The sequence below is a fragment of the Flaviflexus huanghaiensis genome (assembly GCF_014118685.1).
Classification (GTDB): Bacteria; Actinomycetota; Actinomycetes; order Actinomycetales; family Actinomycetaceae; genus Flaviflexus; species Flaviflexus huanghaiensis.
In genome coordinates, this window is the sequence record NZ_JACFAK010000001.1 from 25,483 (window position 1) to 37,416 (window position 11,934).

The 11,934-nt window shown below is 60.4% G+C and carries 12 protein-coding genes; 8 read left to right on the forward strand and 4 right to left on the reverse strand.

The window, feature by feature from the left end; translation table 11 throughout:
* Positions 1–26: 26 nt before the first annotated feature.
* Complete coding sequence (locus H7E91_RS00110) at positions 27–1,253, forward strand: TIGR04053 family radical SAM/SPASM domain-containing protein (RefSeq protein ID WP_182353042.1); 1,227 nt, start codon at positions 27–29, stop codon at positions 1,251–1,253.
* On the opposite strand, the gene mtnN is transcribed toward H7E91_RS00110, so the two are convergent.
* Both mtnN and H7E91_RS00120 read right to left on the reverse strand, forming a co-directional pair.
* Entirely contained in the window at positions 1,231–2,544 is a 1,314-nt protein-coding gene (gene mtnN, locus H7E91_RS00115) for a 5'-methylthioadenosine/S-adenosylhomocysteine nucleosidase (protein WP_182353043.1), read from the reverse strand. The two genes, H7E91_RS00110 and mtnN, sit on opposite strands and share 23 nt — an antisense overlap.
* Positions 2,545–2,546: 2 nt before the next feature.
* The gene (locus tag H7E91_RS00120; RefSeq protein WP_206680319.1) at positions 2,547–3,002 is read right to left on the reverse strand and encodes an S-ribosylhomocysteine lyase; all 456 of its coding nucleotides are present in this window, start codon (positions 3,000–3,002) and stop codon (positions 2,547–2,549) included.
* Positions 3,003–3,123: 121 nt separating this feature from the next.
* Here H7E91_RS00120 and H7E91_RS00125 point away from each other — a divergent pair, with 121 nt between their 5' ends.
* The 3 genes from H7E91_RS00125 to H7E91_RS00135 are packed head-to-tail and all read left to right on the forward strand — an operon-like array spanning position 3,124 to position 5,305.
* Positions 3,124–3,423, forward strand: coding sequence for a thiamine-binding protein (locus H7E91_RS00125; RefSeq protein WP_182353045.1), 300 nt, complete (start codon positions 3,124–3,126; stop codon positions 3,421–3,423).
* Between the two features lie 26 nt (positions 3,424–3,449).
* A complete protein-coding gene (locus H7E91_RS12045) occupies positions 3,450–3,977 on the forward strand; it encodes an NUDIX hydrolase (RefSeq protein ID WP_338401701.1) in 528 nt (175 codons plus the stop codon).
* Positions 3,869–5,305, forward strand: coding sequence for an L-serine ammonia-lyase (locus H7E91_RS00135; protein ID WP_338401702.1), 1,437 nt, complete (start codon positions 3,869–3,871; stop codon positions 5,303–5,305). Before H7E91_RS12045 ends, H7E91_RS00135 begins: the two co-directional genes overlap by 109 nt.
* 92 nt (positions 5,306–5,397) lie before the next feature.
* On the opposite strand, the gene H7E91_RS00140 is transcribed toward H7E91_RS00135, so the two are convergent.
* The gene (locus H7E91_RS00140; RefSeq protein ID WP_182353047.1) at positions 5,398–6,687 is read right to left on the reverse strand and encodes a citrate synthase; all 1,290 of its coding nucleotides are present in this window, start codon (positions 6,685–6,687) and stop codon (positions 5,398–5,400) included.
* A gap of 656 nt (positions 6,688–7,343) precedes the next feature.
* On the opposite strand from H7E91_RS00140, the gene H7E91_RS00145 reads away from it, so the two are divergent.
* The 4 genes from H7E91_RS00145 (at position 7,344) to nrdE (ending at position 11,356) form a co-directional block, all read left to right on the forward strand.
* A complete protein-coding gene (locus H7E91_RS00145) occupies positions 7,344–7,682 on the forward strand; it encodes a TM2 domain-containing protein (RefSeq protein WP_241698271.1) in 339 nt (112 codons plus the stop codon).
* An 838-nt stretch (positions 7,683–8,520) separates the two neighbouring features.
* A complete protein-coding gene (nrdH, locus tag H7E91_RS00150) occupies positions 8,521–8,772 on the forward strand; it encodes a glutaredoxin-like protein NrdH (RefSeq protein ID WP_182353048.1) in 252 nt (83 codons plus the stop codon).
* A 50-nt stretch (positions 8,773–8,822) separates the two neighbouring features.
* Positions 8,823–9,239 carry a class Ib ribonucleoside-diphosphate reductase assembly flavoprotein NrdI gene (gene nrdI, locus H7E91_RS00155; protein WP_182353049.1) on the forward strand — a complete coding sequence of 139 codons (417 nt, stop codon included), beginning with the start codon at positions 8,823–8,825 and terminating at the stop codon, positions 9,237–9,239.
* Positions 9,209–11,356 carry a class 1b ribonucleoside-diphosphate reductase subunit alpha gene (gene nrdE, locus H7E91_RS00160; RefSeq protein WP_182353050.1) on the forward strand — a complete coding sequence of 716 codons (2,148 nt, stop codon included), beginning with the start codon at positions 9,209–9,211 and terminating at the stop codon, positions 11,354–11,356. Before nrdI ends, nrdE begins: the two co-directional genes overlap by 31 nt.
* A 90-nt stretch (positions 11,357–11,446) precedes the next feature.
* Here the strand turns inward: nrdE and H7E91_RS00165 are convergent, their stop codons facing one another.
* On the reverse strand, positions 11,447–11,926 hold the full coding sequence (locus H7E91_RS00165; RefSeq protein WP_182353051.1) for an aminoacyl-tRNA deacylase: 480 nt from the start codon (positions 11,924–11,926) through the stop codon (positions 11,447–11,449).
* Between the last annotated feature and the right edge of the window lie 8 nt (positions 11,927–11,934).

Consider the following 11,934-nt stretch of genomic DNA (forward strand, 5'->3'; position numbering starts at 1 on the left):
ACGGCCGCGATGGCATCATGTACTGCATGACTATCAACGCCGGCGCTCCGCGCACCCAGCGACCGATCCGCGCACGTCGGCACGATCCGGCGATGCAGCCGATGATCGTCATCTGGGAGGCCACGCGTGCCTGTCAGCTTGCGTGCCGCCACTGCCGAGCAGAAGCGGCTCCGGGACGCAGTATTTTTGAGCTGACGACCGATGAGGCGACGAAATTGATGGAAGAGGTGCTGTCCTTCGGCAAGCCCGCGCCAATCTTCATCATCTCGGGAGGCGACTGCTTCGAGAGGGACGACCTCTATGAGATCGCGAAACGCGGCGTCGACATGGGTCTCCATGTTGCGGTCTCCCCCTCTGGCACCGACAAGCTCGATCGGACGTCGCTCAAGAAGCTTCAGGACGTCGGGGTCAACGTGATCTCGCTGTCCCTGGATGGTTCGACACGAGCCAGCCACGATGGCTTCCGCCGCATTCCGGGCACATACGACAACACGATTGCCGGATGGGAGGCTGCCCGTGAATTGGGCATGAAGGTTCAGCTCAACACTGTCGTTGCGCGGCACAACGTGTTGGAGCTGCCGGCTATCGCCCAGACTGTCCGCGATCTTGGTGTGCTCACATGGTCCGGATTCCTCCTCGTCCCGACGGGCCGCGGCGTTGATCTTGGAGCCCTGACCGCGGAGGAGACCGAAGACGTGCTTAACGTCTTCTACGACATGGGAGAGACTGTCCCCGTCAAGACGACAGAGGGCCATCATTTCCGCCGCGTCTCCATCCAGCGGCATATTCTCGCCGAGGCGGGCGCGGACCATGTCGCCATTATGAATCTCGGACCTCTGTACACCACCCTTCGTGCGGACGCGGAGGCCCGTGGCCTTCTCGCCGGCGAACGACGGCGCCGCCCGCCCATCAATGTCTCATCGGGCAACGGCTTTGTCTTCGTCAACCACGTCGGCCAAGTGACTCCATCTGGCTTCCTCGATGTCCCAGCGGGAAATGTCCGAGACTCGTCGATCGTCGACCTGTACCGCGACTCGGAGCTCTTCACCGGAATCCGTCGACCCGACCTGCTCGAGGGCAAGTGCGGGGCGTGCGAGTACAACACCGTGTGCGGAGGCTCCCGCTCGCGCGCCTACAACTCGACCGGCAATATCTTCGCTGAGGAGCCCATGTGTGTCTACGAGCCTGGCAGTTTTCCTTACGCGGACGAGGTCAAGGAGCTCTTCGCGGCTAATTCTCCGAGTAGAGGCTGAGGATCGCGTCAGCCCACGTGCCGAAGTGCTGGCGGATCGAGGCGCCTGACGGATAGGGCTTGTCCTGGGAGGACAACCACTGCTGGTAACCGGAATACGAGGGATTGCGCCGCTCCGCACTCATTGCCTCGTGGTAGAGACGAATCGCCTCGCGGTAGTCCTCATCGGAGTAACGCAGTCCGCCCCGGCGTCTCCCGCTGCCCCCGGTTAAACCAATCGCGGTCATCGCGTTGTTCCAGTAGCCGTCGAAACGCTTCATGATGGTCTGCGACGTGGGCGGCCACGTCTGGCGTCCGCGGCCGCCAACGAGGTTAAGATCTTCGAGGATTTCTGCACGGAGCGTGTCATACCGCTGCGACGTGATTCGCGCAGACGGGTTGTCAGCGACGAACTGCTTGCCAGCGGCGATAAGTTCGGCGAAGGATCGCACCTGCTCGTCATGCAGATCGCGCGACAGGTCGGATAGGTCGAGATTGAGGTCCGTCGCGTCCACTGGTTCCAGACCATTGTCGATCGCGACGACAGCGAACAGTGCTGCGAAGAGGGCATCAAGACCGAACTGCCGGCGGCGTCTGCCGGGCGTCCCTCCACCTCGCAACACCGAGATGATCTCGAGGGTTGTCTCCGCGGCGAGCACGGCGGCCTCATCGAGGGCCATGTGGAAGTCTTGATCGGCGGCGGGGCCGCACAGGTCAGAGACGGCGCGTACGGCGGCGAATTGCGTGCCGAATGCGTGGCAGACCTGGGCGGCGGCCACGGATTCCATGTCGGTCGACAGGGCAGTCGGGAATGCCTGACGCACAGCGTCGACGTTCTTTGCTGTGACGAAGCTGTCGGAGGACAGCATGAGACCGGTTGTCACACGGTCGTTCTCAAGCTGTTCGACGATGTCGAGGACTCTTGGCGAACACGTGAACTCTGGCGGCTGACCCGGCACTTGGCCGAACTCATAGTCGAAGGCAGTCGCGTCTGCCATGCCATACCGATAGGTAGAGCCGATGATGATGTCGCCGACCTCAACAGACGGGTGTAGACCACCGGCCGTGCCGGAGAAGAAGACGTCGCGGGTCGAGACTTGTCCAAGCGCCCACGTGAGGGCGCTCGCTGCCGCCGTCTGTCCAATTCCCGACTGAACGAGAAGGATCCGTGGTGAGGCCAGTTCGAGGAACCACGCTCTGAAGGTCGACGGTGTAGTGAGCTCGCCAACGCGGCGCGTCGCGCGCGCTTTGGCAAGGAAGGGCTCCGCCTCTTCCGGCATTGCGGTGAGGACGATTGCGGCGGCAGTACGCATGGCTACGCTTTCATGACCTGTGACCAGGAGTCGCGCTGATCGAGCATCGCCCGGGCCGCCTTCTTGGCACCCTCAAGATCGTGGCTTGCTCCCCACCCGCACTGGACGACGTTTGCGGCAGGAACTTCATCCACGCCGAGAAGATCGGTGAGGGTCTGCGCGACAAGCTCGCGGATTGCCTCCTCGTCCGGTTCGCCCGCCATGAGCAGGTAGAAGCCGGTCTGGCACCCCATGGGGGAGAAATCGATGACGTCGTTGGAATGGTTGCGCGACAGTTCCGCGAAGGTGTGCTCGACGGAATGGATTGTCGGCATTTCAAGGTGCTCAACGTTCGGCTGGCAGAAGCGGACGTCGTACTTTGTCAGCACATCTCCCTTCGGAAGGGTCTTCACGTCAGCAACCCGGATGTAAGGAGCATCGACATCCCGATGATCCAGATTGAACGATTCAACATTCATTGTCGACATATGTCCTCCACGGCTAGAATCTGATCCTACTGTAGCGCGGTCAGCGACAGCAGGAGTGCAGACAATATTTCCTGGTCTGGATTCGATCACTTTGGTGAACTAGCGTGAACACATGCTCCTTGCTTTCTCTATAGCTCCCTCGACTTCTGAGACCGACACTGGTTCCGTCTCAGAGGCTGTCGCCGCCGCGGTCGCTGTTGTGCGGGCCTCCGGCCTGCCCCACGAAACAACCTCAATGTTCACAACCCTTGAAGGAGAGTGGGACGAGGTCATGGCGGTCGTAAAGGAAACCGTTGATGTCGTCTCTCGGTACGCCCCGCGCGTCTCACTCGTCATGAAGGCCGACATTCGTCCCGGATACACGGGGCAGCTCACCGCGAAGGTTCAACGTATCGACGAACACCTGTCGTGATCCTGACCATCACCGGGATCTGCTTCGTGGATCGCGGCCGGCTCCTCACCGTGCGAAAGAAGAACACGACGAAGTTCATGCTCGTCGGTGGCAAACTTGAGCCGGGTGAGACCGCGGTGGCCGCTGCGTCGCGAGAGTGCTTGGAAGAAGTCGGTCTTATCCGCACGCCAGACCAGCTCGCACTCCTCGGCCGACATGAAGAAGAAGCAGCCAACGAACCCGGTTGGAGGGTATTATCCACCATATTCGTGGCAGACCCGCTCACGGATGAAGAACGCGTCACACTAGAGCCGCGCGCTGAGATAGCCGAAATCCGATGGCTCGATCTCGCCGGCGACCAACCGACAGATCTGGCACCACTCCTCGTCAGGCATGTCGTACCCGCACTCCGCAACCGATTACCCATCGGAAAGGACCAGGACTCATGCGCTCCTCACCCGCGGCCATCGTCTCCGGACAACTCAGAGCCGACAGGGCCAACCGACCGCTCTCCGTTTTCGACATGTTCCGCATCGGCATCGGCCCCTCCTCATCGCACACCGTCGGCCCCATGAAGGCTGGGCACGCCTTCGCTGCCCTTATCGCTCACGAATGGCCAGGCCGCAAGCTCACGCGAATCACGATCGAACTCTTCGGCTCGCTCGGCGCGACCGGGCGCGGGCACTGGACTGACCGTGCCATCCTCCTCGGGCTTGCCGGCTACCGGCCAGACACGGTCGGCATCGAAGCCGTCGACACGATCATGGACGAGGTACGCCAGAACAACGCGATCCAACTCGCCAGCTACGGGAGACTCTCCGTCGATCTCGACACCGACATTGTGCTGTCCCCGCGGGTGCGCCTGCCCCACCACGTCAATGCGCTGACCATCACCGCCCACAGCGGCGACGATCGGTATTCGCGGACCTACTATTCGGTCGGGGGCGGCTTCATCATGGAGGACCTCTCCGACGATCCGGCGGCAAGCCCCGACGTTCACGGGATGGCGACAAGCGAGTCGCAGGCGGCCCACGCAACACGGGCTCCGTATCCGTTCTCCACGGCAGGCGAGCTCCTTGCCCTCTGTGCCGCGAAGGGCATGTCAATCTCAGACATCGTGTGGGCTAATGAGGTCGCCGCGCGGGACCGTAGCGACGTCCTTCACTACATTTCCGAGATCCAAGCCGCCATGAACGACTGCATCAAGGCCGGCATCTCCACCGAAGGCGTGTTGCCTGGCGGGCTCGGCGTTCGGCGCCGCGCAGCCAGCCTCTACCGGGAGCTGACCGAGAGCACGAAAAAAGACTCACTGTACGGCATCGACTGGGTCAACCTGTGGGCGCTCGCGGTCAACGAAGAGAACGCTGCCGGACATCGAGTCGTGACTGCTCCGACGAATGGCGCTGCCGGAATTGTCCCTGCCGTTTACACGTACTACCGACTCCATGTAGAGGACTCGGACGATGATGGGGCGCGCAGGTTTTTCCTCGCAGCGACCGCAATCGGCGCCCTCATTAAGACGAACGCGTCAATCGCGGGTGCCGAGGTCGGCTGTCAGGGCGAAGTGGGATCGGCCAGCGCGATGGCGGCCGCAGGCCTGGCCGAAGCCTTAGGCGGCACACCCGAACAGGTGGAGAACGCCGCCGAAATCGCCATGGAACACAATCTCGGTCTCACCTGCGACCCCGTCGGCGGGCTCGTCCAGATCCCCTGCATCGAACGCAATGCCATCGGCGCCGTCAAAGCTATCAATGCCGCTCGTCTCGCACTATGGGGCGATGGTCAGCACACGGTGTCATTTGACGCGGTCATTGAAACGATGCGGCAGACGGGGGCTGACATGCATTCCAAATACAAGGAGACATCGGAGGGCGGGCTCGCCGTCAACGTCGTCGAGTGCTGACGGGGTTGCAACCGCAGTCGCCGTGACGCAGGCGGGAGCTCTCCGCGCAAAAGGAAGCGGGACCCCGTGAGGGGTCCCGCCAGCCACGTTGGTCAGTTGCGCTGATCGCGCGGCACCCACGTGTTCTCGACATCGCCCTGGTAGATCTGGCGAGGCCGGTAGATCCGACCCGTCGGGTCCTCATGGACTTCCTTCCAGTTCGCAATCCAGCCGGGCATGCGACCGATGGCGAACATGACGGTGAACATATCAAGGGGAATGCCGACCGCTCGGAGGATGATGCCCGAGTAGAAGTCGACATTTGGATAGAGCTTGCGCTCGACGAAGTAGTCGTCCTTGAGCGCGACCTCTTCGAGCTTGAGCGCGACGTCGAGGAGCGGGTCCTCGACGTTCATCTGCTCGAGCACGTCGAAGGCGGCATCCTTGAGGATTGTCGCGCGCGGGTCGAAGTTCTTGTAGACGCGGTGACCAAAGCCCATGAGCTTGCGGCCTGTCGACTTGTCCTTGACCTCGTCCATGAAGACCGCGGGGTCGAGGCCCTCGTCGTGAATCTTCTGCAGCATTTCGATGACCGCAACGTTGGCACCGCCGTGCAGGCGGCCCCACAGTGCGGAGATGCCAGCAGAGGCGGAGGCGAACATGTTGGCCTTCGAGGACGCGACCATGCGGACGGTCGACGTCGAGCAGTTCTGCTCGTGGTCTGCGTGGAGCACGAAGAACATGTTGAGGGCGCGAACGACCTCGGGGGAGGGTTCGTAGTCGTGGTACGGGCTTGAGAACATCATGTGGAGGAAGTTCTCCACGTACTTGAGGTCCTTGCGTGGGTAAACGATCGGTTCGCCAATCGTCGTCTTGTAGGACGCCGCAGCGATCGTCCGCACCTTCGACATGAGAGAGGCGGCCGCGTAGAACAGGTCGTTCTCGTCCTCGGGCTGCATGACCTGCGGGTCGTATGCGGTCAGCGAATTGACCATGGCGGACAGGATTGCCATCGGCTGTCCGTTTGAGCCATACCCGTCGAAGTGCTTGAGCATCGACTGGTGGAGTGGTGCGTTTTCGGTGAGGAGCGCGGCGAAGTCATCCCGCTCCTTCTGCGAGCAGAGCTTGCCGAAGATGACGAGGTAGGCGGTTTCGATGAAGCTCGAATTCTTCGCGAGTTGCTCGATCGGGTAGCCGCGGTAGCGAAGGATTCCTTTCTCTCCGTCAATGAAGGTGACCTTTGACTCGCACGAGCCGGTGTTGCCGTATCCGTCGTCAAGAGTGATGTAGCCCGTGTTGGCGCGAAGAGAGCTGATGTCGACAGCTTTCTCGCCCATAGTGCCTGTTACGACAGGGAGTTCGTACTCCTTGCCGTCGAGAATGAGCTTTGCAGTCTCGCTCATGAACTCTCCTTATTGTCTGTAGCCTGTGTTCCTCAACCGTGAGCAGGCGTGTATAGATCTTCGTCGGAATCTCCTTCTACAGCCTACATAACTGTGCGCCCCCTCACCCATTCGTTCGCCGTTGTTTTCTCACGACATCGCCAACGTAGAGAGGCTGTGACCTGGACAGAGATCGCCTGAGCGCACCTAACGGTGTCCGATGTGGCACTCATCATTCTCGGCCCGAGAGCGGGTACGTAAGTCGGAAGAGGCTTAGGCATTGGTAGGCGTCTAAAGATCACGAAAGAACGCCCGCTCAGGGTCGACCGCGTCTGCCCCTCGTGCGGTGCCAGTCACCTCGCCGAAACCATCACCGCACAATACTGGTTCGACACCTGCCAACTCGTCCGGGACGATTCTGAGCTCGAAGCCCTCGCCGAGTAGAGGCTTGTCTCCCGCATCACCTCTGTCACACCCAAGCAGGCCGCGGATATTCTGGGCGAATCAGAGAACATCGTCAAGCGTCGCATCCGACGTCACCAGCCTGCTTGTGAGCTCGTCGACGTGACGCAGCATTGCGGTCTTGGCGACCTCAAACCGGGTCGTGTACCTTAAAAGTGTGGGCGAAGCGCACTCTCAATGCCGAGAGCAAAGGGCGGCCACAGAAAGACGCAACCATGACAACTCCCGATTCTCAGCACAACAACTATCAAGGCATGCCACATCCTCAGTTCCAGCAACACCCACAGTTCCAGTATGTCGCGCCAATGTCCCCCATGCACCCAGCCTATGCACGGTCCGACAAATCCAGGCTGGTCGCAATCCTTCTCGCGTTCTTTATCGGAGGGCTCGGAGCCCACAGGTTCTACGTCGGTAAAATTGGGACAGGAATCCTCTGGCTCTTCACCCTAGGGTGGCTCGGTATCGGCGTTATTGTTGACATCATTCTCATCGCGGCGGGGTCCTTCAAAGACTCTGATGGTCGCCGCGTTCTCGACTGGTCCCCCGAGAGCTAGCACGCACCTTTCCACTCCTTGATAGCCCCGAACTTCTCGGGGCTATCTGCTTGTCCGGAGGTGGCGCGGGTGTCTGACAGGGTAAGCAACGGACGCGGCGAGCTTGCCGCCTTAAACGCCAACATATCCACAACCACTTCCCACGCGACAACCTGCCCTGCGACCGGTGCGGCATTCCCTTCGACTGGATCATTGCCGACTACACCCACGCCGGGTACTTCACTGCCGACCACACCAAAGCGACCGCCACAGGCCCCCATATCTCCGCACAGCGCATCACCCCACTCAGGGCGCTACCTGCGTCACGGATAGTCGTAACATTGCCCCCGCCCGCGGCCTTGTCTCGACGATCGCAACGCTTTCGTGGCCGAGTCGCTGCGTATCAATGCGGGGGACCAGGTCGCGTAAGCCACCTGAGCGGCAGAACACGCCGGGAGTGCCGACACGCCGGAAATGAATGATTCTGCGCCTTCGCCTGTCCACAGTTGTGGACAGGGACGAGGTCATATGTCCACAGGTGAACGACGTCTGTGCGACACGGAATCGTCGCCCATTCTGTCCGGACCGCGCGGCATGATGTCGCTGTAGCTCGCGAACACTGCGTGCCACCTGCACAGATGGCGTAATGGGTGCTGGCGGGGTGCAGGTCAGGCATGCACAGCCATCCACAGTCCGTCCACCACTCGTCCACAGAATTTGGTGTTAAGGATCCCCTCAACACACCATGTTGTGGTGCTGACGAATTCAGCCACAAGGTGTAGTGTCAAAGTTCGAGGATGACATGGATGCAATTCCTTATCATCGCGACACATTTATACCTGGGAAGAAGGAGCGCTCGATGAGCATCACCGTTTACACGAAGCCGGCATGTGTGCAGTGCAACGCCACGAAGCGGGCCCTCGACAAAGCGGGTCTCTCATACGAGATGATCGACCTGATGGAAGATGCGGACGCCCTCGAGGCCGTCAAGGCGCTCGGTTATCAGCAGGCTCCGGTCGTCATGGCGGGCGGTGACCACTGGTCGGGCTTCCGCCCCGACAAGATCAAGGCCCTCGTCGCGGCATCAGTCTCCGAGGCGATCACCGCCTGAAGCAGCCGCACCGCGGCACGGCGCCCTCAGGGGCGTGAAGGAATGTCATCGTGGTAAAGGTTGTCTACTTTTCGTCGGCGACGAACAACACTGCTCGGTTCGTCGAAAAGCTCGGCATGGAGGCGGAACGCATTCCGTTGCGGCGCAACGATCCCGATCTGATCGCTGACGAGGAATATGTCCTCATCGTTCCGACCTACGGGGGTGGGAACAACCGCGGCGCGGTCCCGAAACAGGTCATCAAGTTCCTCAACAACGAGCACAATCGTAGCCTCATCCGCGGCGTCATCTCCGCGGGCAACACGAACTTTGGGCGCGCATACGGGCTTGCAGGCGACATAGTCTCAGCGAAGTGCCAGGTGCCCCACATGTACAGATTCGAACTCCTCGGCACACAGGATGACGTGGCCAAGGTCAAGCAGGGATTGGAAGAGTTTTGGGAACAACGCTCACAGACACAGGGCTAGAAACCCTCGACCCCAGGGTCGACTACCACTCGCTCAACGCACAGCTCAACCTCTACGACGCGGACGGCAAGATCCAGTTTGACGCCGACCGCGAGGCCGCCCGTCAGTATTTCCTTCAGCACGTCAACCAGAACACGGTCTTTTTCCACTCGCTCAGGGAGAAGCTCGACTACCTGGTCGAAGAGGGCTATTACGAGCAAGAGGTCCTCGACCAGTACGACTTTGAGTTCATCAAGTCGGCGTTCAAGAGGGCCTATGCTGCAAAGTACCGGTTTTCCACGTTCCTTGGCGCTTACAAGTACTACACGTCCTACACGCTGAAGACATTCGACGGAAAGCGCTACCTCGAGCGCTTCGAGGACCGCGTCGCCATGGTCGCCCTCGCGCTCGCTCGTGGTGACAGGGATCAGGTCTACGACATCATTGACGAGACCATCTCAGGTCGCTTCCAGCCGGCCACTCCGACGTTCCTCAACGCCGGTAAGAAGCAGCGTGGCGAGCTCGTCTCCTGCTTCCTGCTCCGCATTGAGGACAACATGGAGTCGATCTCCCGAGCCATCAACTCCTCGTTGCAGCTGTCTAAGCGCGGTGGCGGGGTCGCACTCAACCTCACCAATCTGCGTGAGCAAGGCGCTCCCATCAAGAAGATCGAAAACCAGTCCTCTGGCGTCATCCCGGTGATGAAGCTACTCGAAGATTCGTTCTCCTACGCGAACCAGCTCGGTGCGCGCCAGGGCGCGGGTGCCGTCTATCTCAACGCCCACCACCCGGATATCATGCGATTCCTTGACACGAAGCGTGAGAACGCGGACGAGAAGATCAGGATCAAGACCCTGTCGCTCGGCGTCGTCATTCCCGACATCACGTTCCACCTGGCGAAGTCGAACGAGACGATGTACCTCTTCTCGCCCTATGATGTCGAGCGCGTGTACGGCGTCCCTTTCTCAGACATCTCGGTGACCGAGAAGTACGAGGAGATGGTGGCGGACAAGCGGATCAAGAAAACGAAGATCAACGCGCGCCAGTTCTTCCAGACAATTGCGGAGATCCAGTTCGAGTCCGGCTACCCGTACATTGTGTACGAGGACACCGTCAACAAGGCGAACCCGATCGCGGGCCGCATCTCAATGTCGAACCTGTGCTCCGAGATTCTCCAGGTCTCCGAGCCGTCAACCTACAATGCGGACCTGTCCTACGACCACATCGGCAAGGACATCTCCTGCAACCTCGGCTCGCTCAACATTGCGAAGACGATGGACTCGCCAGATTTCGGCAAGACCGTCGGCACCGCGATCCGTGCCCTGACGGCGGTCTCGGAAACCTCGGACATCAGGTCCGTGCCGTCGATCGAGAACGGCAACAGGCTGTCTCACGCGATTGGCCTTGGCCAGATGAACCTGCATGGCTACCTCGGACGCGAGCGTATTCACTACGGTTCTGAAGAAGCGCTCGACTTCACGAACATGTACTTCTACACGGTGCTGTTCCACGCGCTAACCGAGTCCAACAAGCTTGCCATCGAGAAGGGTAGCGCGTTCCACAACTTCGAGAACTCCGACTATGCGTCTGGCACGTTCTTCGAGAAGTACATCGAGAAGGAGTGGGTGCCGCAGACGGAGCGGGTCACACAACTCTTTAAGAATATCCACATCCCAACCCAGGAGGACTGGCGCGAGCTCGCGGCGTCTGTCATGGAGCACGGTATCTACAACCAGAACCTCCAGGCCGTTCCGCCGACCGGGTCGATTTCCTACATCAACCACTCGACCTCGTCGATCCACCCAATCGTGTCGAAGATCGAGATCCGCAAGGAGGGGAAGATCGGGCGCGTGTACTACCCGGCCCCCTACATGACGAACGACAACCTTGACTACTACAAGGATGCATACGAGATCGGCCCGGAGGCCATCATCGACACCTATGCTGTCGCGACCCAGCACGTCGACCAGGGGTTGTCGCTCACGCTGTTCTACCCGGACACGGTGACAACCCGCGACGTCAATAGGAACTATATCTACGCATGGCGCAAGGGCATCAAGACCCTCTACTACATGCGCATCCGCCAGCAGGCCCTTGAAGGCACGGAGATCGAAGGTTGCGTTTCCTGCATGCTGTGATGAAATAGTGCGATGACTGTGGGCAGCTCAAGTGGGCTGCCCACAGTCGTGTTCTCGTGCGATGAGACCCGCATGCACCTGCGGCGTGTCTCAATCCAGAGCGATGGCGGCGATCGTCGCGCCCAGCATCTCGACGAGGTCCGCGGGGGTGAGTTCGACTTTGAGCTGTCGATTACCTCCGGAGACGGCGATAGTCGGGTGAGCGAAGGCGCCCTGGTCGACGACGATCGGCATGGGCGTGAGGAGACCAAAGGGGGAGATCCCGCCGACAACGGAACCGGATAGCTCCTCAGCCTCCGTTGGCGGGACCATGGTCGCCTTCTTCTTACCGACCGCGTTCGCCAAGGCCTTGAGAGAGATCTTGCCGGTGACGGGTACAAGTCCCATAACGAGCGTTCCTTGCGCTGAGGCCATGAGGGACTTGTAGACCCGCTCACCCGGAATTCCCATCTGTTCTGCGAAGAATGCGCCGATGTCGATCGTGGAGAAATCGACTCCGTCAACGTCGGTTTCGAAGATTCGGAACGGCTTGCCGGAGGCCTGGAGAAAAGCGACTGCGGGTGTGCTCATGCAACAAT

Excerpts from the sequence above, each read along its gene's own strand:
- H7E91_RS00110 (WP_182353042.1), top strand. The coding sequence starts at position 27 with ATGACTATCAACGCCGGCGCTCCGCGCACCCAGCGACCGATCCGCGCA.
- mtnN (WP_182353043.1), bottom strand. The coding sequence starts at position 2,544 with ATGCGTACTGCCGCCGCAATCGTCCTCACCGCAATGCCGGAAGAGGCG.
- H7E91_RS00120 (WP_206680319.1), bottom strand. The coding sequence starts at position 3,002 with ATGAATGTTGAATCGTTCAATCTGGATCATCGGGATGTCGATGCTCCT.
- H7E91_RS00125 (WP_182353045.1), top strand. The coding sequence starts at position 3,124 with ATGCTCCTTGCTTTCTCTATAGCTCCCTCGACTTCTGAGACCGACACT.
- H7E91_RS00140 (WP_182353047.1), bottom strand. The coding sequence starts at position 6,687 with ATGAGCGAGACTGCAAAGCTCATTCTCGACGGCAAGGAGTACGAACTC.
- H7E91_RS00145 (WP_241698271.1), top strand. The coding sequence starts at position 7,344 with ATGACAACTCCCGATTCTCAGCACAACAACTATCAAGGCATGCCACAT.
- nrdH (WP_182353048.1), top strand. The coding sequence starts at position 8,521 with ATGAGCATCACCGTTTACACGAAGCCGGCATGTGTGCAGTGCAACGCC.
- H7E91_RS00165 (WP_182353051.1), bottom strand. The coding sequence starts at position 11,926 with ATGAGCACACCCGCAGTCGCTTTTCTCCAGGCCTCCGGCAAGCCGTTC.